The organism is Janthinobacterium sp. TND4EL3, from assembly GCF_900156175.1.
In the GTDB taxonomy this organism is placed as follows: domain Bacteria; phylum Pseudomonadota; class Gammaproteobacteria; order Burkholderiales; family Burkholderiaceae_D; genus Janthinobacterium.
On the sequence record NZ_FTMV01000004.1, the window covers coordinates 118,712 to 140,123 of the forward strand.

A 21,412-nucleotide genomic window follows, 5' to 3' on the forward strand; every position below is an offset into this window, starting at 1 on the left:
GCCGCGCATTTTGATCGCTTCATCCGCAGGGTTTCCATGTACACGCATTATTTCCAGCTCAAGCAATCACCGTTTTCGATCGCTCCCGATCCCCGCTACCTGTTCATGAGCGAGCGCCACCGTGAGGCGCTCGCGCATTTGCTGTACGGCGTGGGCAGCGGCGGCGGTTTCGTGCTGCTGACGGGGGAAATCGGCGCCGGCAAGACCACCGTGTGCCGCTGCTTCATGGAGCAGATCCCGGACAATTGCCAGCTTGCCTACATTTTCAATCCGAAACTGTCCGTCGAGGAATTGCTGCTGTCGATCTGCGAGGAGTTCCGCATCGCCGTGGCGCCAGATGTTGCCAGCGTGAAAGGCTATGTCGACGCCATCAATGCGCACCTGCTGGCCAGCCATGCGCAGGGCAAGAACAATGTGCTGATCATTGATGAAGCGCAAAACCTGTCCGCCGCCGTGCTGGAACAGCTGCGCCTGCTGACCAACCTGGAAACGAGCGAGCGCAAGCTGCTGCAGATCATCCTCATCGGCCAGCCGGAATTGCGCGCCATGCTGGCCCGGCCCGAACTGGAGCAGCTGGCGCAGCGCGTGATCGCCCGCTATCACCTGGGGTCGCTGACGGCCGACGAGACGGCCAGCTACATCCACCACCGCCTGGCCGTGGCCGGCAGCACGGCGCAAACGCCGTTCCCTGCGCGCCTGATGGCGCAGATCCATGCGCTGAGCCACGGCGTGCCGCGCCGCATCAACCTGCTGTGCGACCGCGCCTTGCTGGGCGCCTACGTGGAAAACCAGCCGCAGGTGACGCGCCCGATCCTGCGCCGCGCGGCCGACGAAGTCTTTGCCGAGGAGGGGGGCAGGGCGCGCGCGCCCGGCTTGCGCTGGCCGCACGTGGCCGGCGGCGTGCTGGCCGGCGCCCTGGTCACGGCCGCGCTGGCCTGGCATTTCAGGCCGCCTGCGCCCGCCGTGGCGCCCGTGGCGCAGGCGCCTGCCGCCGCGCCCGCTGCCGCCGCTGCTCCTGCCGTCGCTGCCGCCGCTGCTCCTGCCGCGGCCGCCGCGCCGGACCGCAATGCCATGCTGCGCCAGCTGGCCGCCCTGTGGGGCGAACGCCTGGCCGATGGCGACGCCTGCCAGCTGGCCGCCAGGGAAGGCCTGCGCTGCCTGCACAGCCGGGGCGGCGTGGCCGAATTGCGCGTGCTGGACCGGCCCGCCATGCTGGCCTTGCGTGATGCGCAGGGGGCGCAACAGCTGGCCTTGCTGACGCAGGTGCAGGGCGACACGGCCACGCTGGCCATCGATGGCCAGGTGCAGCGCCTGCCGCTGGCGCAACTGGCGCAGCGCAGCGACGGCAGTTTCACCACCTACTGGCGCGCGCCGCGCAACTGGCGCGACGAAGTGCCGTTGGGCGCCCGCGGCCCGGACGTGGACTGGCTGGCGCAGCGCCTGGCGCAGTTGCACGGCGTGCCCGCGCCGCAGGCGAATCTGCCGCTCGATGCCGAAATGCAACGCTTGCTGCGCACTTTCCAGCAGAGCCAGAACCTGAAGGCCGACGGCCTGGCGGGACCGAAAACGTTCATGCGCCTGATGCAACTGGGCGACAATACGGAGCCGCGCCTGTCCGGTGCAGCTCCTGCCGTGGCTGCGCCTGCAGCGACGGCGATGGTGGCGGGGAAATAAGATGTCCTACATACTGGAAGCACTGAAAAAATCGCAGGCCGAGCGCCAGCTCGGCGAATTGCCCTCGATCCACGCACCGCAGGTACAGCTGCAGGCTGGCGCGGCGGCCCATGGCGCGCGGCGCGGACCCGTCTGGCTGGCGCTGGGCGGCGTGGGCGCCGCCGTGGCGGCCGCGCTGCTGCTGTGGCAGCCGTGGCAGGCGGGCGCGGCTGCGCCTGCGGCCGCTCCCGCCATGCTGGCCCAGGCCGTGCCGGCGCCGCGGCCCCCGTCTGACGCGGTGCCCGCGCCGGCCGCCGCCGCGATGCCCGCCCCCGCACCCTTGCCGGTCGCCGTCCCGGCGCCGCCTATGCCGGCCCCGTCCGTGCCGCCGGCCGCCACCGCCGCACCCGTGCACCACGCCAGGCCCGTGGCGGAACCGCAGGCGGAGACGCCAGGCCAGGCCGTTCCCGCTCCGGTCCCGGTCCCGGTCGCGCCGCCAGCGCCGGCGGCCGAGGAGGCCGTGCCCGGCATGCGCGACCTGCCCGAGCCGATACAGCGGCAGATTCCGCCCATCGCCATCGGCGGCTACATCTATTCGAAGAATCCGGCCGACCGTTTATTGCTGATCGACAAGGTCTTGCGCCACGAGGGCGAGGAACTGGCGCCCGGCCTCGTGCTGGAGAAATTGCTGCCGAAGGCGGCCATTTTCAGTTTCAAGGGCTACCGCTATCGCGTCCCGTATTGATGGCAAGGTGATCCTTGCGGTAGATCAAGGGCCGCTACCCTTGGGTGAACTCTGCCTGTAGGGGGCGGTCGAACCAGAGTCGCCGCGCCCGTGCGCGCGGCCGGGGAGTATCCATGCCTGCCGCCACTGCTGCCTCCGCTACTGCTGCCTCCACTACTGCCGCCGCCGGTGCCGACGCCCGTGCCCTGGCTAATCTGGCGCAGGTCGACCATATCGTCGTGCTGATGATGGAAAACCGCTCGTTCGACCACATGCTCGGCTACCTGAGCCTCGAAGGCGGGCGTCCCGACATCGACGGCTTGCAAGCGTCTTTTGCCAACGTGCATGCGGGCGTGGCCTATCCCGTGCACCACCTGCGGCGCACGGCCTTCGGTGCGGACCAGGACCCTTCGCATACGGGCGCGTCGGTGGCGCAGCAATTGCAAAACAACAATGGCGGCTTCGTCGACGACTATGCGCAAACGCATCCGGGCGACCCCGACATCGATCTCGTGATGGGCTATTACAACGGGGCCGACCTGCCCATGTACGATTTCCTGGCGCAGCAGTTTTGCGTCTGCGACCGCTGCTACAGCTCCGTGCCGGGCGCGACCTGGCCGAACCGCCTGTATGCGATCAGCGGCAAGGCGGCCGGCAGCCGCGACAGCAAGCGCGTGCCCCTGTATGCGAACAAATCCTTCGTGCGCCACCTGGACCGCGCCCAGGTCGGCTGGAAGTTTTATTCCGCCTGGAAACCCTGGAGCCTGGCCCTGACGGACGACCATTACCGCTCGTCCGAGTGCTACGAACCCTTCGGTTCCAGCGCCCGCCGCTACGGCTTCATCGGCGATGCGCTGGCCGGTGCCCTGCCGCCGGTCAGCTGGATCGATCCGCATTTCTTTGAAAACGACGACCATCCGCCGGCCGACATCCGCGCCGGCCAGGCGCTGGTGGCCCAGGTCTACCAGGCCCTGTCGCGCGGCCCCGCCTGGGCGCGCACCCTGCTCGTCATTAGCTATGACGAGCACGGCGGCTTTTTCGACCATGTGCCGCCGCCCGCCGCCATCGACGACGATCCCGCGTTCCGCCAGTACGGCGTGCGCGTGCCCATGCTGCTCGTGTCGCCGCTGATCGCGGCGGGCAGTGTCAGCCACCGGGTGTACGACCATACGTCCATCATCAAGACCATCCTGCAGCGCTTTTGCCGCGCCGCCGACGGCAGCCTGCCCGACATGGGCGCGCGCGTGGCGGCCGCCAGCGGCTTGGGCGAGGTGCTGACGCTGCAGCAGGCCCGCGCCGCGCCCGCCGTGCCGTCCGCCGTACTGCAGCAGCGGGCCGCATGGGAGGCGGATGTGCGGGCGCAGGATTTTGCCCGGCCGGCGCAGGCCGCCGCGCCCGCCGCGCATGGTCTGATGGCTGCGCCCGCGGCTCCTGGCGCGGCCGTCCCGGCCCTGTCCGATGCGGAGGCCGGCGCCATCGCCGCGCATCGGCAACTGGCGCGCACGGCCCGCAACGCGCTGGCGGCCAATGGCAAGACGGCGCCCCATGGGGGCGGCAGGCGCCGGCGGCAGGCGGGCGATGCCGGCGCGCCGGAGGGCGGCAAGGCGGCAGGGCAGCGCGGCAAAACGGCGCCTGCGAATGGCGGCAGGGCGAAGGGCACGATGGATGGCGGCGGCTGAGCCATGTGGAGTGCAGGCATGATGGCCTGCATAAATTGCCGCTGCGATTGACCTGGGCGATGTCCGGCGCGGGCGCCGCGCGGTGGCGCGGGTGGGGCTGCGTATAATTACTCCTTCTCAATCAAGGAGTAAGCATGCACGATGCGATGCCCGCCCACCCCGTACTCGGCGTGATCGGCCGTTCCGGCAGCGGCAAGACGACCCTGCTGGAATTTGTGGTGAAGGAAATGGCGGCGCGCGGCTTGCGCGTCAACCTGGTCAAGCACAGTCATCACGACCTGGCGCTGGAACCGCCGCAAAAGGACAGCGCCCGCCTGCGCCTGGCTGGCGCGGCCGAGGTGCTGGTGGCGTCGCCGTACCGCTATGCCATCGTGCATGAGCTGCGCGGCGCGCCCGAACCAAGCCTGGCGCAGCAATTGGCCCGCATGGGGCCGGCCGACCTGACCCTGGTCGAAGGCTTCAAGACGGACCCCATCCCGAAGCTGGAAGTATTCCGGCCGGAAGTGGGGCAGGCGCCCCTGTATCCGCATGACCCGCACGTGATCGCCGTGGCGTCCGACAGCCCGGCGCCGGCCGACCTGCGCGCCGGCGTGCAGTGGCTGGACCTGAACGACCGCGAACGGGTGCTCGCATGGCTGCTGCACAGGCTGGAAAAATAAGCCTAAAGGTTTGCCGCCGCCATCCGTTAATACAGGTAGAACCTCATTGGAGAAACGTATGGACGTCGCAAGCATTGCTCAACTGTCAACCACGATGGCGGAGACAGGTACGCGGCAAGCCGTCGGTTTGACTGTCCTGAAAAAAGCCCAGGATATTCAAAGTTCGACCGCCACTGCCTTGCTGCAAGCCCTGCCTCCGGTACAGTCGGCGCCGAACCTGCCGGCTCACCTCGGCAACACCATCAACACGACGGCCTGAGCGTCGTCGCGCGGCGCCTTCGCGGCGCCTGTCATGCCCACACCACCGTTGCCAACGGTGGCGAGTGGGCTTTTGTTTTTTTGAGATTGGCCATCCTTTGCCCTTGCCCGGCACCGCTTCCCCGCTTGTCGCTGCAATTGTTCGCCATGGCGCGGCCGATTCAGTAAAATGCGGTGATTGCTTCCTGGCTGGCCGCCGCGCAGCCCCGGCGGTGCCAAGTTCCCCCGATTCCCACGACCACGCAAGAGGATTACCCATGAACAAACGTCAAGCTCTCGTCGCCGCCGCCCTGGCCGGCATCTGCGCCGCCGCCACCGGCAGCGCGGCCGCACACGATGGTCCCGCTCCCGGCGGCAAGGAAAAATGCTACGGCGTGGCCAAGGCCGGGCAAAACGATTGCGCCTCGTCGGACGGCGCGCACTCGTGCGCGGGCCAGGCGGAAGCGGACAACCTGCCCACGGAATGGACCTATGTTGCCAAGGGCACGTGCGAACAGGCGGGCGGCTCGATGAAGCCCATCAAGGCTGCCAAGCCGGCCGCGCCTGCCACGCAGTCATAAGCGTTCCGGGCAGCACTGCCGTGCGGCCGCCGGACCATGCGCTTGCCGGCGTGGGCGTCGGCTTGCGCGCCGCGCACTATCGCGACTTTCTCGAGCGCCGGCCCCGCGTGGGCTGGCTGGAAGTGCATACCGAAAATTATCTGCAGCCATCGGGCTGGGACTGGCACGTGCTGCAGACCTTGCGCCAGGATTACGCCGTCAGCCTGCATGGCGTAGGACTCGGGCTGGGCTCGGCACGCGGTTTTTCCGAGCAGCATCTGCAGCGCGTGCAGGCACTGGTGGCGCGCGTCGAGCCGGTCCTCGTGTCCGAACACCTGTGCTGGGGCGCCGTGGCCGGACAGCAACTCAATGATTTGTTGCCACTGGCCTTGAACGAGGCCGCGCTGGACTTGCTGTGCGCCAGGGTGGCGAGAGTGCAGGATGCGCTGCAAAGGCCGATCTTGCTGGAAAATGTCTCCACTTACGTGCGCTTTGCCGACGATGCCATGAGCGAAGCGCAGTTTCTCGCCGAACTGGCCCGCCGCAGCGGCTGCGGCTTGTTGCTCGATATTAATAACCTGTATGTGAACCAGTGCAACCATGGCGAAGATGCGCTGGCCGCCTTGCTTGCCATCGCGCCGGGCAGCGTGGGCGAGCTGCATCTGGCCGGCCATCGGGTCACGCCGCAGGCCGTCATCGACCACCATGGCGCGCCCGTGGCCGAAGCCGTCTGGACCCTGTACGGGGTGGCCCTGCGGCGTTTCGGCGCCGTGCCCACGCTGGTCGAATGGGATACGGAGCTTCCTGGACTGGATGTACTGCTGGGCGAAGCGGACAAGGCGCAGGTCATGCTGGCGCGCCACGCGCAACAGGCGCCGTGGCGCGCGATGCGGGCGCTGCCGTCATGCTCCGCGCCCGCATCGCCGGATGCGCTGGCGGCGGGCCAGCAAGCGTTTGCCGCGGCCCTGCTCGATGCCGGGCAAGGCGCGGCGCCGCCCCCATCGTTCGCCGGCGAGGCGGCGCTGGAGCGCTTTTCCCTGTACCGCGGCAATCTGGCCGCCACCTGGCGCCGCACGCTGGCGCACGCCTATCCCGTCGTGCTGGCGCTGGTGGGCGAGGATTTCTTTGCTGGCCTGGCGCGCGCGTATGGGCGGCAATATCGGTCCGATAGCGCGGACTTGAACCAGTTTGGCGCCCGTTTCGGCGATTTTCTCGCTGCATTCCCGCCGGTGGATGCGTTGCCGTATTTGCCGGACATGGCGCGCCTCGAATGGGCCTTGCACCTGGCCCATTACGCGCCCGATGCGCAGGGCGTGCCGCCCGAGGCGCTGGCGGCCCTGAGTCCGGAGCAGCTGGAGGCGCGCCGCTTTGCCCTGCATCCGGCCTGCGCCCTGCTGGCGTCAGGCTGGCAAGTGCACGCCCTGTGGCAGGCGCATCAGGAGGGCGAGGGGCAGGGCGTGTTTCCGCAGCAATTGCAGGTGGCCAGCCATGCGCTCGTGTGCCGCCCCCGCTGGAAGGCGCAGGCGCTGGCGCTGGACGAGGCTGCCCATGCGGCCCTGCTGGCGTTGCAGCAGGGACAGACGTTCGGCGCCGCGCTCGACGCGGCCTTCGAACGGGACGAGGCCTTCGACCTGGGCGGCCACCTGCGTCAGTGGCTGGCGCATGCCGTGCTGGCGGACATGTTGCCGGACTAATCGAAGGCGCGCAGCACGCGCGCTTCGCCCGTCTGGTCGCGGTACCGGGCGTTCGCCGCAAGCGTGGCGTCCATCATGCGCGTGACTTGTTCCTCTTCAAATTTGGCAAGCTCTGCCGTGGCCGCGACGAGGGCCGTTTCCAGCCTGGCGCGGGCATTCTGGTACAGGCTGCTCGTGTATTTGCTGGTGTTGCGGAGCAACTCTTCCGCATTCTCTATGACCTGGCGCAAGTCGCCGATCAGGCGCTCCTGGCTGCGCGTACCTTGTTCGGGATGGTCCATGGCGCTTCCCCTCCGCAATCGATAAAAGATGACAATAGCGAATAGTTGTAGCTTGATGTGGGCAGCCGAATGGGCGGGGTGCTGGCCAGGCGCATGGGGCCGCTTGCGCGCCCCATGCCGGGATCAAACCGGGCCGACGACCGTGATGCGGACATCGCCCACGCTGACGACCTGGCCGCTGCGGATCTTGGCGGTCTTGCGCAATTCCTTCTTGCCATCGACCTTCACCACGCCGCTATCGACCATGACCTTGCCTGCGCCACCGCTGTCGCACAAGCCGACCAGCTTGAGCAGCTGGTTCAGCTCGACGAACTCGGATGTTAAATCAAAGCTTACTTTTTGCATTGTATCCCTTATTGCAATGATGTGTTTTCAACACTTGATGACGACCTCAACTAATCCCTAGTTTACCCGAAGCGGCCGGCAATGCAGGGCGGAAGTCAGCTTTTGTTGGGCCGCGTCATGTCCAGCGGGACGATCCATGCACCAAATTGCTCTTCCGTCACAAAGCCCAAGGCCAGCGCCGCTTCCTTCAGGGTCGTGCCTTCGTGCTGGGCCTGCTTGGCGATCTGCGCCGCCTTGTCGTAGCCGATGTGCGGCGCCAGGGCCGTGACCAGCATCAAGGAGCGTTCCATCAGTTCGGCGATGCGATCACGGTTCGGCGCGATGCCGTGGGCGCAATGCTCGTCAAAGCTGCGCATGCCGTCACCGAGCAGGCGGGCGCTTTGCAGGAAATTGTGTGCAATCAAGGGCTTGAAGACGTTCAGCTCGAAATTGCCAGAGGCGCCGCCCACGGTGATGGCCACGTCGTTGCCGAACACCTGGCAGCACAGCATGGTCAGCGCTTCGCACTGGGTGGGATTGACCTTGCCCGGCATGATGGAGCTGCCCGGCTCGTTTTCGGGGATCGTGATTTCGCCGAGGCCGGAGCGGGGGCCGGACGCCATCCAGCGCACGTCGTTGGCGATCTTCATCAGGGCCGTGGCCAGGGTTTTCAAGGCACCATGGGCGGCCACCAGGGCATCGTGGGCGGCCAGGGCGGCGAACTTGTTGCTGGCGCTGGCAAACGGCTGGCCCGTCAGGCGCGCCAGCTCGGCAGCGATGCGGTCCGCAAATTCCACGTGGGCATTCAAGCCCGTGCCGACGGCCGTGCCGCCGGCGGCCAGCTGCAGCAGCGGCGGCAGTGCCGCCGTGATGATGTGTTCGGCAAAGTCCAGCTGCGCCACGTAGCCGGAAAATTCCTGGCCCAGGGTCAGCGGTGTCGCATCTTGCAGATGGGTACGCCCGATCTTGACGATGTCGGCAAATTCCGCGGCTTTCGCGTCCAGGGTCGCGCGCAGCTGGCGCAGCGGCGGCAAGACCGTGTTGGCGACGGCCAGCGCGGCCGCCACATGGATGGCGGTGGGAAAGATGTCGTTCGAGGACTGGCCCAGGTTGACGTCGTCGTTCGGGTGCAGCAGGCGCTCGGCGCCGCGCAAGCCGCCGATCAGCTCGGAACCGCGGTTGGCCAGCACTTCATTCATGTTCATATTGCTCTGCGTGCCGGACCCCGTCTGCCAGACGGCCAGCGGGAATTCCGCGTCATGCTTGCCGGCCAGCACTTCATCGGCCGCCTGCGTGATGGCGATGGCTTTCTTGCCATCCAGTAATCCCAAGTCCAGGTTGACGTGGGCGGCCGCGCGCTTGACGGTGGCCAGGGCGGCGATCAGTTCGGGCGGCATCTTTTCCGTGGAGATATGGAAGTGCTCAAGCGAGCGCTGCGTCTGCGCTCCCCACAGCCGGTCGGCGGGTACGTCGATCGGGCCGAAACTGTCACGTTCGATTCTGCTGCTCATGGCATCCCTTTCATCAATGGAGGTCATTCGAGTGTACTCCAGACGCCAAAAAGGCACAGGATGATGCTGTATTGCATCATTTTTGCCTGTGTACCTCTACATTTCCCTGATTTCCTGCCGTTAAAGTGGGGCGAGTCCCGTTTATTTATCCTGTTATCAAAGCGATCAGTCCATGCAGAGCAGCCTCTTTCCCCGTTGGTCCCTGATCGCGTGCGCCACCGCCAGCCTGCTCGCGCCGCCTGCCATGGCGGCCGAACTGGGCGACATGGCCGTGCTGTCGCACGTGGGCCAGCCCCTGCTGGCCGAGATCGAACTGACGGCCCTGGCGCCCGAGGAAGCCAATGGCGTGACCGTGCGCCTGGCTTCGCCCGATGTGTACCGGGGCGGCGGCATCGCCATGGACCCGGCCTTGCAAACCCTGGCGATCAGCCCGTTTGAGCGTGGCGGGCGGCAGTCTGTGCGCGTGAGCACGCGGCAAGCGATCCAGGCCGGTCATGTGCATTTGTATTTGTTGCTGGGTAACGGCAGCGGCGCCGTCGTGCGCCTGGCGACCGTGTGGCTGACGCCGGCGCCGCCCGCCGCCGCTGTCCCGGTCAGGCCCGCCATTGCGGCGCCCGCGCCGGTACTCGCGCCCGTGTCGCCGCCGCGCGCCGTGCCTGGCGTGCCGCCGCCCGACGCCGCAGCCCTGGCGGCCCGCGCGCGCGCCGAGGGCCTGCTGCGTCCGCCCCGCGTGTTTGTACCGCCTGCCGCCGCGCCCGTGCTGGCGCCCCCCGCGCCGCGTCAGCCGCCCTTGCGCCGCGCCACGGCGCCCGTGGCCGCCTGCGCGCCGCAAGCGGATGCGGGGCAGGCGGCAGCGTGCGTGGCGCTGGACGAGAAAAACGCGGCCTTGAATGCAAAGCTCGGCGAACTGGAAGGCAAGATCGGCGCCCTGCAACAGGCGCTGGCCCTGCCTGCCGTCGCCGCCTCGGCCGCCGTGCCACCTGCCGCCGCGCCAGCCGTGGCGCAAGCGCCCCATGCCAAGCCCAAGCCGCTGCACGCGGCGCCTGCCGCCGACAAGGAAAGGAAATCGGGTGGCAACGGCCTGATGTGGCTTGGTGTCGGCACGTCGCTCTTCCTGCTGGTGACGGCGCTTGTCGCGTACGCCGTGCGCAAGCGCCGGCAAGCGGCGGGGCCGGGCGCACCGTCGAAATACTGGGTTTTGCTGCGCAAGCCGTTCAGCCGCAGGAAGAAGGAGGCGCCCGTGCTGACGGAGACGGTGGAGGAGGTCGCGGCCGAGCCGGAAGCGGAGCCGTTCTCGCGTTAATGATGTGGCAAGGCTGCGCTCGCATTTGATATAAAAAAAGATATTGAAAAAAGACAGGAAAATGCTTGCCCGTTGCGTTGCCTGTTTCGCAAAGATGGTGATATGATTAATTCAGTGGACTTGCTCCACGACAAAACAGTCCCAGCCTGGCGCAGTCACCAACGATAGTGTGGCGCGGCTAGCAGGTGTAGTGTTGCATAAACGCCTGGGTCTGGAAGCGGTTTGCGATGCCGACGATGTGCTCGCGAACGCCGGATGCAACCGGCAGCGAGGCGACGCCAGGAGATACCTGGGGCTCGCCTTCCCAATTCCCCTGCTTGCCTGCCGGGCGCCGCGGATGGCGCGCTCGCTGCCAGGGCGGCAGACGTAAAAAAAAGCACCCTCGGGTGCTTTTGTCGTTACTGGCGTGGTGACTTGCCTGGTTGATTCTTTGCTTACATGCGGGCGCGTGATCCTGGCATCACGTTCGACAGCTGCGTCATCCACGGTTCCGTGATGGCGCGGATTTCGCGGTCATTCGCCAGGATTTGCTTGAGCAAGTCGATCTTGCGCAGGCGCGAGGCGCCGGCCTGGGCGGGCATGCCGCCCGTCATGGTTGCGCTGGCCGCGCTGGCGCACTGGTTTTCCAGCGTATTCAAGCCATCCCAGTCGCTCGAACGTGCGGCCACGACCATTTTATTGGTCATTCCTGCAATATTTTCGTACATCGAAAGAACGTCGTTGGAGGTCATGAGCACACCCGTAACTAGTGAATGGATTACTGCTTGTCTAGATTAACGGCGGCCAGGGCGGGAACTTGAGGACTTTTTTGAAAATAAATGCAAATAAGTGCAAGCGCACCCGCCCGCGCGCGGGACAACGTGCTGAAACAGGCCGCCAGGCCCCATGGCTGCGGGGCTTGGCGGGTTTCGGCGGCGGTGCGCTTATTTCACCAATTCTTCCAGCCCCGCGCTCAGTTCGGCCGGCGGCGGCATCTTGTCCACCAGCACGGAGGGTGGCAGGCCCAGCGATTCAGCCACGTCGCTCGGGTAGCAGGCGATGATTTCTTCATTGCTCAGGGCGTTTTCATCGACGCGCGCGCGCCAGGCGCCCAGGTGCACGATGGCGGCCAGGCGGTTCAGGGGCGCCTTGATGAGCGGATCGGGAAAGGCGGCGATGGTGGCGGCAAACGTGGGCGGGAATTTCCAGCGGCGCGCCAGCTCCGCGCCCACGTCCGCATAGTTGTAGCCCAGCGAGACCCGCTCCGCGTCCAGCCGGCGCGCATCGAGCGGCGGGGCGATCTTGTCGAGCTGCATGGCTTGCTCGGGCATGGCGGCATGGATCACCAGTTGACCGATCGCATGCATCATGCCGATGGTGAATGCCAGGTCCTGGTTGTCGCCCGTCTGCCTGGCGATCCAGCGGGCCGATACGGCGCTGTGCAGGCTGTAGCGCCAGAATTGCGGCAGGTTCAGGCCGGGCACGGCCTTGTAGCCGTTGACCAGGCCCGAACTGATGACGAGCGTGCGCACGGTCACGAAGCCCAGCATCAGCACGGCGTCTTCCACCGTGCCGATGCTGTGCGAGACGTGGTAATAGGCCGAGTTGGCCAGGCGCAGCAGCTTGGCGCTCAGCGCCGGGTCCGCGCCCAGCTGGCGGGCGATGTCTTCGGTGGAAATGGCGGGATTGTCGAAGCTGCGGACCAGTTCGTCGACGACCTTCGGGGCGGTGGGCAGGGCATGGGGTTGCTGGAACAGCGCTTCAATTTGCATGGCAATCTCCTTGGCAGTCGCGCGGCACGGTGTCGGGGCTCGTGAAACTATATGCCGATTTTTTATGCGCATGCAAAAAAGTTCGGCGACGGTTTTTGGGCCCGAAACAGGCTATGATTTTAGCCACCCATTCCAGCCATTTAATGAAAGGATCGCCCATGCACGGTTTTCGTTTTTCCTGGCGCAAGACGCCAGTCCAGGCTGCCATCGCCCTGACCCTGGCCGGCGCCGCGCTGTCCGCCCTGCCGGCCCTTGCGCACGGCCAGGACGCCGCTTCGGCCCCGGCTGCCGCCAGCGCCGCGCCGGTGTTGCCCGGCGATGATTTCTATGCCCACGTGAATGGCGACTGGATGCGCGGCACGGCCATTCCCGCCGACCGTAGCAGCTGGGGTTCGTTTGCCATGCTGGCCGAGGAAACCAACCGGCGCATCACGGCCCTGATCGAAGCCTTGCCGGCTGGCGCGGGGCAGGGCAGCGAAGCGCGCCAGGTCGGCGATTTTTACCGCAGCTGGATGGACGAAGCGGCTATCGAAGCGAAAGGCTGGGCGCCGATCAAGCCCATGTTGACAAAGATCAATGCCATCCGCGACCAGGCCGGGCTGGCGCGGGCGCTGGGCGAAAGCCTGCGCGCCGATGTCGATCCCCTCAACGCCACCAATTTTTATACGGAAAACCTGTTCGGCCTGTGGGTGGCGCAAGACTTGAACGACACCACGCGCAACGTCGCCTACCTGCTGCAGGGCGGCCTGGGCATGCCGGACCGCGCCTATTATGCGACGGACAGTGCGCGCATGCAGGGCTTGCGCGGCAGCTACCAGGCGCACATCGCCGCCATGTTCACGCTGGCCGGTTACGGCGATGCGGCAGGCCGGGCCGCGCGCGTGTTTGCGCTGGAACAGCAGATTGCCGCCAGTCATGCCAGCCGCGAGGATTCGGCCGATGTCGCCAAGGGCAATAATGTGTGGCGCGCCGGGGATTTCGCCAGCAAGGCGCCGGGACTCGACTGGCAAGCCTTCTTCCAGGCGGCCGGCCTGGGCGGGCAGACGGACTTCATCGTCTGGCATCCGACGGCGATGACGGGCAGCGCGGCGCTCGTGGCGAGCGTGCCGCTGGCCACCTGGAAGGATTTCCTCGCCTTTCACACGATCAATCACTACAGCACCATCCTGCCCAAGGCGGCCGCCGGGCAGCGCTTCGCCTTCTATGGCAGCACGCTGAACGGCACGCCGCAGCAGTCGCCGCGCAGCAAGCGGGCGCTGGCCGCGACGAATGCGGCCCTGAGCGACGCCGTCGGCAAGCTGTACGTGGAACGCTATTTCCCGCCGGAATCGAAAGCCCGCGTGCAGGAGATGGTGACGAATATCGTCGCCGCCTTCTCGCGCCGCATCGACAAGCTCGACTGGATGGCGCCGGCCACCAGGGCGCAGGCGCAGGAAAAACTCAAGACCTTATATGTCGGCGTGGGCTATCCCGAGCGCTGGGAAAGCTATGCGGGCTTGCGCGTGGTGCGCGGCGACGCCCTGGGCAATGCGCAGCGCGCCGAGCAGTTTCATTACCGGCAGGAACTGGCCAAGCTGGGAACGCCGCCCGACCGCAAGGCCTGGGCCATGCCGGCACAGCTGGTCAACGCCGTCAACCTGCCGCTGCAAAATGCGCTCAATTTCCCGGCCGCCATCCTGCAGCCGCCGTTCTTCGATGCGAAGGCCTCCGATGCGGCCAACTATGGCGGCATCGGCGCCACCATCGGCCACGAGATCAGCCACAGCTTCGACGACCAGGGCGCGCAATTCGACGCCCAGGGCAAGCTGCGCGACTGGTGGACGCCCGCCGACCTGGCGCATTTCCAGGCCGCTTCCAGGCAATTGGTGGCGCAGTTCGCCGCCTATCAGCCGTTCCCCGACCTGGCCGTGAATGGCCAGCTGACCCTGAGCGAAAACCTGGCCGACCTGGCGGGCGTGGCGGCCGCGTACGACGCGTTTGCGCTATCGCAAGAAGGCAAGCCGGCGCAGCCGGAAGCGCAGCGCGCGTTCTTCATCGGCTACGGCGTCAGCTGGCGCAGCAAGGCGCGCGAAGCGGCGGCGCGCCAGCAAATCCTCACGGATGGCCATGCGCCGGCGCAATACCGCGCCGCCACCGTGCGCAACCTCGACGCCTGGTATCCGGCCTTCGACGTCCAGCCGGGCCAGCAGCTGTACCTGGCGCCGGAACAGCGCGTGCGCGTCTGGTAGTGATAAGCGGTGCCGGACGCCCGACGTGCCGGCACCGTAAAATGGCGGAACATATCGACAGGACCACCATGAAACCGACCCAGCAAGACCCCATCCACGCCATCACGGGCCGCACCCTGGCCCATTACGACGCCAGCGCCGAGCAGTTTTTCGAAGGCACGCGCGACCATGACGTCAGCCAGAACATCGCCGCGCTGCTGAACGCCATCGGCAGGCCCGCGCCGCTGGACATCCTCGACCTCGGTTGCGGCCCCGGCCGCGACCTGAAGGCGTTCACGGCCCTGGGCCATCACGCGACGGGTGTCGATGGCTGCCCCCGCTTCGTCGAGATGGCGCGCGCCTACAGCGGCTGCACCGTGTGGCAGCAGGATTTCGTCGACCTCGATTTGCCGGCCGCGCACTTCGACGGCGTGTTCGCCAATGCCGTGCTGTTCCACGTGCCCAGCGCCGCCTTGCCCGGCGTATTGCGCGCTTTGTACGCGTGCCTGAAACCGGGCGGCGTGCTGTTCAGCTCGAACCCGCGCGGGCAGAACGAGGAAGGCTGGAACGGCGCGCGCTACGGCAGCTACCATGACGAAGCGAGCTGGGCCGCCTACGTGCGGGCGGCCGGCTTTACCCTGGTCGAGCAGTACTACCGGCCGCCGGGCCTGCCGCGCGAGCAGCAGCCATGGCTGGCCACCGTCTGGCGCAAGGATTTGGCGGCCTGATCGACGATGTAGGCACTGTGTTAGGAACCGTACAGAGCCTTTGATCCCCGCTGCGTACTATGGATACATCGACACGCAACAAGCAGCGTGTGAGCCGCAGTACCGGTCCTTAGGGGCTGGACAGCAGATGTACCAACTACAGTGAGGATCCATCATGAACAAAGATCAAGTCGAAGGTAAACTGAAGGAAGTCGGCGGTAAAATCCAGGAAGCCGCTGGCAAAGTCGTCGGCAGCGAAGAACAGCAAGCCAAGGGCCTGGCCAACCAGGTCGAGGGCAAAGTGCAGAAGAAGGTTGGCGACGTCAAGGATGCAGTCGAAACTGTGACCCGCAAGCCATAATTTCTGCTCCAGCATAAAAAAACCGCCGCCTGTCGCAAGACAGGCGGCGGTTTTTTATTTGATGCAGCGCAAGCTTACTGTGCTGGCTTCATCAGGTTCTGCTTGAAGAACAGCTCGATTTTCCTGTACACGTGGCGCTGGCCCGCGCGCGACGAGATGCCGTGCTTGGCGCCAGGATACGTCATCAGGTCGAACTGCACGCCGCGGTTGACCAGTGCGTCGATCAGTCGCGTGCTGTTGCTGAACAAGACGTTGTCGTCGGCCATGCCGTGCACCAGCAGCAGCGGCGACTTCAGGCCGTCGAGGTGGGCGAACACGGTGCTGGCCTTGTAGCCATCCACGTTTTCCTTCGGCATGCCGAGGAATTGTTCCGTGTAATGGGTGTCGTACAGCGACCAGTCGGTCACGGGCGCCACCGACACGCCCATGGCGATCTTGTCGGATGCGGCCGACAGCAAACGCAGGGTCATGAAGCCGCCATAGCTCCAGCCGAACACGCCGATGCGTTTCGCATCGACGAAGCTTTGCTTGGCCAGCCAGTCGATGCCCACCAGCTGGTCCGCCACTTCGGCGGCGCCCAGCTTGTGATAGATGGCGTCCGTGAACGCGCGCTCGCGGCGCGACGAGCCGCGGTTATCGAGGCGGAAGACGACAAAGCCCTGCTGCGCCATGTACTGGTCGAAGTTGTTGCCCCAGCGGCGAGCCACGTGCTGCGAGTGCGGGCCGCCATACGTCGACAGGTAGACGGGGTAGCGCTTGGCCGCGTCGAAGTTCGACGGCTTGACGATCGAATAGTGCAGGGTCTGGCCATCGTTGGCCTTCAGGGTGCCGTACTCGGTCGGCAGGTGGTCGGCCTTGTACTTGAAGTACGGGTGGCTGGCGTTGAGCGCGTTTTCTTCCAGCCAGCCCACCATGGCGCCGTCCGGGCGGCGAATGCTCACCTGCGGCGGCGTGGCCGGGTCGGAATAGGTGTCGACGAAGACTTCGCCGTTGCGCGAGAACGTCGTGTCGTGCCAGCCGTCCGCTTTCGTCACGCGCTGCGGCTTGTCGGCCGTGCTGCCATCGAGGGCCAGGGCGTAGGTCTGTTTGTCGATGACGGCGTCGCGGTTCGACGACACGAACACCTTGCCCGACTTCTGGTTCACGGCCAGCACGCTGTCGATGCCCCACGCGCCGGAAGTGACCGGGTGCAGCAGCTTGCCGCCCATGTCGTAGAGGTACAGATGGTTGCGGCCCGTGCGCTCGGACGACCACAGGAAGGTGCCGTTGGACAGGAAGCGCAGGTCGTCATGGATGCTGACCCAGGTTGCCGACGTTTCCGTCAGCAAGGTGCGCTGCGCCAAGGAACCGGCGTCGACGGCGACCAGGTCCAGCGTCTTCTGGTCGCGCGACTGGCGCTGGTAGACGAGCGACTTGCTGTCCGCGCTCCAGTCGGCGCGCACCAGGTAGATGTCGGGGTTCGTGCCCAGGTCCACCTGGCGCTGCGCGCCCGTTTCCGGCGAGACGATCAGCAGCTGCACCAGCACGTTCGGGTCGCCGGCGGCCGGGTAGCGCTGCTCGACGACGTCGGTGCGGTCGGCGAAGATTTCAAAGCGGCGCACGACGGGCACGGGCGCCTCGTCATAGCGTTTGTAGGCGATGGCCGAATCGTCGGGCGCCCAGTAGTAGCCGGTGCGCTGTCCCATTTCTTCCTGCGCCACGAATTCGGCTTCGCCGTTGCGTATCGTGCCCTTGCCGTCGGTCGTCAGCTGGCGTTCCTTGTCCGTCTTGAGGTCGATCACATAGATGTTTTGATCGCGCACAAACGACACGTAGCGGCCCTTTGGCGAGATTTTCGGATCGAGCACATTGCCCTTGGCGACCAGGCGCGCCTGGTCCGGGCGGGCCGCGTCGACCAGGTACAGATTGCCGGCCAGCGGCACCAGCAGCTGCTTGCCGTCCGGCGACCAGCTGTAGCTGAGGATGCCGTTCAGGCTGGCCGTGCGCTCGCGTTCGCGGCGCGCCTGCTCTTCGGGCGAAATCGTTTCATTCGGCACCAGCGCCTTGGAGTCGACCAGGCGGTGCGTGCTCTTGTCCTTGAGCTTGAATTCCCACAGGTCGAGCTGGAACTGGTTGTCGGCGCGGCCGCGCAGGAAGGTGACGCGCTCGCCGTCGGGCGAGACCTTCAGGTTGCGCACGCCGGGGCCGGCCAGCGCCGGATCGGCGTGGATGCGTTCCAGGGTCAGCTTTTCAGCCGATGCGGGAACGCTGGCCATCGCGGCCAGAAAACAAAGAATAAAACGCATGGATGTCTCGGTAGTTGGAAGAAGAAGGGCACTGCATGTACAGGCGAGCTTGAGCGTTGCCTAAGCGTAAGACGATACCAGAGCGTGCCTGATTATGCGATAGCCCTGGCCACGGAATAAACCGTTGCTGGCCGTATTTCCTTCGACGAAAATATCCAAGCGCCGCCCATTCCATGGCGCTTTACCCCGTTCATGCCAATATCGTGCCTGCGATCACGGTCAGGCAGGCGCCGCCTATCCAGGCCTGGCCGTCGCGAAAAGTCACGGACACGCGGCCGTCGCGCTGCAGGCAGGTGCCCTGGCGCACCGTGTAGTCGGCGCCTGCCAGCAGGTGCGCGATGCAGGCGTTGGCGCTGCCCGTGACGGGGTCTTCCACCAGCGCGCCGTGCTCGCTGAGCAGCGCGCGCACTTCGTAGTCGGCCGGCCCGCCGGCGCCGTGCGTGCCGTACAGCGCCAGGCCGTCGGCGCCGGCGGCGGCCAGCAAGGGCGTCAGCGCGGCGATGTCGGCGCGCACGGCCAGGCAGGCGGCGGCGCTGGTCAGCGGCACGCACAGCCAGCGGATGCCCATGTCGGCGACGGTGCCGCCGGCGGCCAGTTCTCCGCCCAGCGCCGCCTGCAGCAGCGGCAGCAGCGCGGGATCGAGCGCGCGCGTGGCGCAGGGCGGCGCCTGGAACGCCAGTACGCCGCCAGCGCCCCGTTCTATCGGCACCAGGCCGACGCCGCATTCCTGCACGATGCGCGCGCCTTTCGGCTGCAGGCCCGCGTCGAGCAGGGCGTGCGCTGTGCCCAGGGTCGGGTGGCCGGCGAACGGGAATTCCGTCTCGGGCGAAAAGATCCGCACGCGGTAATCGGCGGCCGGGTCGCGCGGCGCCAGCACGAAGGTGGTTTCCGACAGGCCCGTCCAGCGCGCGATGGCCTGCATCTGCGCGTCGTCGAGGCCATTCGCATCGAGCACCACGGCCAGCGGATTGCCCGAGAAGGGCACCGTGCTGAAGACGTCGACTTGCCTGAAGGGGCGTGGTTGCGGCATGGGGAGCTCCTTGTCTCAGGCTGCGCGCAGGCGCTGCAGCGACAATCGGTTCAAGTACCAGGTCAGCAGCACAGCGGCCACCGTCAGCCCCGTCACCAGGCCGATCCAGAAGCCGGCGGCGGCCATCGGTTCGGCCGGCGACCAGATGAAGCCTTGCGGCGCGAGGCCCAGCACATAGCCGATGGGCAGCGAGAAGCCCCAGAAGGCCAGCAGCTGGATCAGCATCGGCTGGCGCGTCACCTTGTAGCCGCGGATGGCGCAGGACGTGGCCACCTGCGTGGCGTCGGACAGCTGGAACAGGGCGGCGAACAGCAGCAGCTGGGCGCACAGTTCCTGCACCTGCGGGTCGGACGTGTAGGCTTGCGCGATCTGGTGGCGGAAGACGGTGATCAGCGTTGCCGAGACGATGGCCGCCGTCAGCGACATGGCCACGCCCACCCACGAAATGAAGCGGGCCTTGCGCAGATTGGCTTCGCCCACGGCATGGCCCACGCGCGTGACGAGCGCGATGCCGAAGGTGAGCGGCACCATGAAGACGACGGACGAGAAGTTGAGGGCGATCTGGTGCGCCGACACCTGGATCACGCCGAAGCGCGCCACCAGCAGGCTGATGACGCCAAAGGCGCTCACTTCGGCAAAATACGTCACGCCGATGGGCAGGCCCAGGCGCAGCATGGGGCCGATGGACGCCGTCTGCGGCCACTCCCAGTGCGTGAACGGATAGGTGGCGTGGTAGGCGGGCGCGATCCTGATCCACGCCAGCATGGCCAGCAGCATCATCCACACGCAGCAGGTGGTGGCCACGGCGCAGCCGACGCCGCCCAGTTTCGGCATGCCCCAGTGGCCGTAGATCAGCAGGTAGTTGACGAAAATATTCAGCGCCAGCGCGGCCAGGGCGATGACCATCACGGGCTTGGTCTGGTTGATGCTGGTGCTGTAGCCGTACAGGGCGCGGTAGGCGGCGAACGGCGGCAGCGCGCAGCTGATGATGTGCACGAACAGCTTGGCCTTGGCGGCCACCGCCGGTTCGAGCATCAGGTGGTCGAACACCAGCGCCGCCATGTTCGTCAGCAGGCAAGCGACCAGGCCGACGAGCAGCGCCTTCCACAGGGCCTGACGCACGATGTGCGGCACCCGGTCGTGGCGCGCGGCGCCGATTTCATGCGCCACCAGGGTATTGATCGCCATCATGATGCCGCTCACGGTGACGAGCACGATGGACCAGATGGCCGCGCCCAGCGACACGGCCGCCAGCTCCTCGGGATTCGTGTGCCCCGTCATGGCCACGTCGGCCGCACCCATGCCGACGGTGGCCAGCTGGCCGATCAGGATGGGCCAGGCCAGCTTCCAGAGCGAGGAAACTTCATTGCGGACGGCGGGCAGGGTGAACGAGGTCGTGTGTGGCATGGGCGGCAAGCTTGACTAAAGACAAGATTCTACCGGCATTCGCCGTGCTTGTCCGCGCGGCGCCCAGGGGCCAGCCCGGCACGGTAATCATTTGTTACAGCTAAGAATGCAAGTCGCGGATAGACTGCGCGCTCTATTTGGCAAAATGACCAAATAGTCAACCGCAATACCCTGACTATGGAGCAAGACCATGCTGAAACACACCCTGAGGTGCGCCCTGTTGCTGGGCGCCGCCATGACGGCCGAACTGGCCGGCGCCGGCGAACTGACCCTGTACTCGCGCGATGATTATCTGGGCCGCTCGCAGACCGTGCGCGACGCCGTCGCCGACCTGGAAACCCTGCGCTTCAACGACACGACGCAAAGCATCCGCGTGCGCTCGGGCCGCTGGGAAGCGTGCGAGGAAGCCGATTTCCGCGGCGCCTGCTTCCTGCTTGAAGCGGGCGAGTATCCCTCGCTCGACGGGCGCGCCAACAAGATCACGTCGCTGCGCGAAGTGCGCGGCGGCTGGGACCGGGGGCGTGACCGCGACTGGGAGCGCGACCGCGACCGCGACCACGACTGGGAAGGCCGCCGCGGGCATGACCACGAGCGCGGCCGCCTGCCGGGACGCGCGCTGGGCGGCGAGCTGACCTTCTATACGCGCGACGATTTCGCCGGCCGCAGCTTGACCGTGCGCAACAGTTCGGCCGATTTGCGCGAGCGCGACTTCAACGACACGGTGCAGAGCGTGCGCGTGCGTTCGGGCTACTGGGAAGTGTGCGAAGACGTGGGCTTCCGCGGCCGCTGCCGCACCCTCGAACCGGGCGAGTATGCAAGCCTGGAGCGCATGAGCAACCGCATCTCGTCGGTGCGCGAAGTGCGCTGACGCGGGTCGCCTGGCAAGGCCAATGGCAGTGGCAGGCTCCCGCGGGGGCCTGTTATTGCTTTTGGTAACAATTTCTTGTGTTCTTCGCATACTTTGTTACACCGTTTTTGCTGCGGGTGGCTACACTGACATCAGTTGTCAGGTCGATCACTTGCCCATGCGTGGCGGGGG

20 protein-coding genes are annotated in these 21,412 nt (G+C 66.5%); 12 read left to right on the forward strand and 8 right to left on the reverse strand.

The window, feature by feature from the left end; translation table 11 throughout:
• Nucleotides 1-36: 36 nt before the first annotated feature.
• The 7 genes from BXA07_RS08700 (at nt 37) to BXA07_RS08730 (ending at nt 7,206) form a co-directional block, all read left to right on the forward strand.
• Nucleotides 37-1,674, forward strand: coding sequence for an ExeA family protein (locus BXA07_RS08700; protein ID WP_076567347.1), 1,638 nt, complete (start codon nt 37-39; stop codon nt 1,672-1,674).
• A gap of 1 nt (nt 1,675) precedes the next feature.
• On the forward strand, nt 1,676-2,398 hold the full coding sequence (locus BXA07_RS08705; protein ID WP_076567349.1) for a general secretion pathway protein GspB: 723 nt from the start codon (nt 1,676-1,678) through the stop codon (nt 2,396-2,398).
• 113 nt (nt 2,399-2,511) lie between these two features.
• Nucleotides 2,512-4,056 carry an alkaline phosphatase family protein gene (locus BXA07_RS08710; protein ID WP_083708111.1) on the forward strand — a complete coding sequence of 515 codons (1,545 nt, stop codon included), beginning with the start codon at nt 2,512-2,514 and terminating at the stop codon, nt 4,054-4,056.
• 134 nt (nt 4,057-4,190) lie between these two features.
• On the forward strand, nt 4,191-4,715 hold the full coding sequence (mobB, locus tag BXA07_RS08715; RefSeq protein WP_076567353.1) for a molybdopterin-guanine dinucleotide biosynthesis protein B: 525 nt from the start codon (nt 4,191-4,193) through the stop codon (nt 4,713-4,715).
• 58 nt (nt 4,716-4,773) lie between these two features.
• Entirely contained in the window at nt 4,774-4,974 is a 201-nt protein-coding gene (locus BXA07_RS08720) for a YjfB family protein (protein WP_076567355.1), read from the forward strand.
• Nucleotides 4,975-5,230: 256 nt separating this feature from the next.
• Nucleotides 5,231-5,533, forward strand: coding sequence for a BufA1 family periplasmic bufferin-type metallophore (locus BXA07_RS08725; protein WP_076567357.1), 303 nt, complete (start codon nt 5,231-5,233; stop codon nt 5,531-5,533).
• A 20-nt stretch (nt 5,534-5,553) separates the two neighbouring features.
• Entirely contained in the window at nt 5,554-7,206 is a 1,653-nt protein-coding gene (locus BXA07_RS08730; RefSeq protein ID WP_244556226.1) for an MNIO family bufferin maturase, read from the forward strand.
• Here BXA07_RS08730 and BXA07_RS08735 read toward each other — a convergent pair.
• From BXA07_RS08735 to fumC, 3 genes are all read right to left on the reverse strand, one after another.
• Entirely contained in the window at nt 7,203-7,487 is a 285-nt protein-coding gene (locus BXA07_RS08735) for a DUF883 family protein (protein ID WP_076567359.1), read from the reverse strand. The genes BXA07_RS08730 and BXA07_RS08735 overlap by 4 nt on opposite strands.
• A 123-nt stretch (nt 7,488-7,610) precedes the next feature.
• Entirely contained in the window at nt 7,611-7,832 is a 222-nt protein-coding gene (locus BXA07_RS08740) for an RNA-binding S4 domain-containing protein (RefSeq protein ID WP_076567361.1), read from the reverse strand.
• A gap of 95 nt (nt 7,833-7,927) precedes the next feature.
• A complete protein-coding gene (fumC, locus tag BXA07_RS08745; protein ID WP_076567363.1) occupies nt 7,928-9,322 on the reverse strand; it encodes a class II fumarate hydratase in 1,395 nt (464 codons plus the stop codon).
• Nucleotides 9,323-9,494: 172 nt separating this feature from the next.
• Here fumC and BXA07_RS08750 point away from each other — a divergent pair, with 172 nt between their 5' ends.
• Nucleotides 9,495-10,625: a type IV pilus assembly protein FimV gene (locus BXA07_RS08750; protein WP_076567365.1), complete on the forward strand. Its 1,131-nt coding sequence runs from the start codon at nt 9,495-9,497 to the stop codon at nt 10,623-10,625.
• A 434-nt stretch (nt 10,626-11,059) separates the two neighbouring features.
• Here BXA07_RS08750 and BXA07_RS08755 read toward each other — a convergent pair whose 3' ends face one another.
• Entirely contained in the window at nt 11,060-11,311 is a 252-nt protein-coding gene (locus BXA07_RS08755) for a flagellar protein FliT (protein ID WP_348532956.1), read from the reverse strand.
• Nucleotides 11,312-11,548: 237 nt separating this feature from the next.
• Entirely contained in the window at nt 11,549-12,376 is an 828-nt protein-coding gene (locus tag BXA07_RS08760; protein ID WP_076567369.1) for an HDOD domain-containing protein, read from the reverse strand.
• Between the two features lie 158 nt (nt 12,377-12,534).
• On the opposite strand from BXA07_RS08760, the gene BXA07_RS08765 reads away from it, so the two are divergent.
• The 3 genes from BXA07_RS08765 (at nt 12,535) to BXA07_RS08775 (ending at nt 15,651) form a co-directional block, all read left to right on the forward strand.
• Nucleotides 12,535-14,604 (forward strand): M13 family metallopeptidase, encoded by a 2,070-nt coding sequence (locus BXA07_RS08765; protein WP_076567370.1) that lies wholly within the window; start codon nt 12,535-12,537, stop codon nt 14,602-14,604.
• Nucleotides 14,605-14,672: 68 nt separating this feature from the next.
• On the forward strand, nt 14,673-15,311 hold the full coding sequence (locus BXA07_RS08770) for a class I SAM-dependent methyltransferase (protein ID WP_076567681.1): 639 nt from the start codon (nt 14,673-14,675) through the stop codon (nt 15,309-15,311).
• A 154-nt stretch (nt 15,312-15,465) separates the two neighbouring features.
• On the forward strand, nt 15,466-15,651 hold the full coding sequence (locus tag BXA07_RS08775; protein WP_034759763.1) for a CsbD family protein: 186 nt from the start codon (nt 15,466-15,468) through the stop codon (nt 15,649-15,651).
• A gap of 74 nt (nt 15,652-15,725) precedes the next feature.
• On the opposite strand, the gene BXA07_RS08780 is transcribed toward BXA07_RS08775, so the two are convergent.
• The 3 genes from BXA07_RS08780 to BXA07_RS08790 all read right to left on the reverse strand — a co-directional run bounded on the left by BXA07_RS08780 (nt 15,726) and on the right by BXA07_RS08790 (nt 20,373).
• Nucleotides 15,726-17,936, reverse strand: coding sequence for a S9 family peptidase (locus tag BXA07_RS08780; RefSeq protein WP_076567372.1), 2,211 nt, complete (start codon nt 17,934-17,936; stop codon nt 15,726-15,728).
• Between the two features lie 190 nt (nt 17,937-18,126).
• Complete coding sequence (locus BXA07_RS08785; protein WP_076567373.1) at nt 18,127-18,966, reverse strand: PhzF family phenazine biosynthesis protein; 840 nt, start codon at nt 18,964-18,966, stop codon at nt 18,127-18,129.
• A gap of 15 nt (nt 18,967-18,981) precedes the next feature.
• The gene (locus BXA07_RS08790; protein WP_076567684.1) at nt 18,982-20,373 is read right to left on the reverse strand and encodes an MATE family efflux transporter; all 1,392 of its coding nucleotides are present in this window, start codon (nt 20,371-20,373) and stop codon (nt 18,982-18,984) included.
• Nucleotides 20,374-20,563: 190 nt separating this feature from the next.
• Between BXA07_RS08790 and BXA07_RS08795 the strand changes: the two genes are divergently transcribed.
• The gene (locus tag BXA07_RS08795) at nt 20,564-21,241 is read left to right on the forward strand and encodes a beta/gamma-crystallin (RefSeq protein WP_083708113.1); all 678 of its coding nucleotides are present in this window, start codon (nt 20,564-20,566) and stop codon (nt 21,239-21,241) included.
• Nucleotides 21,242-21,412 lie beyond the last annotated feature (171 nt).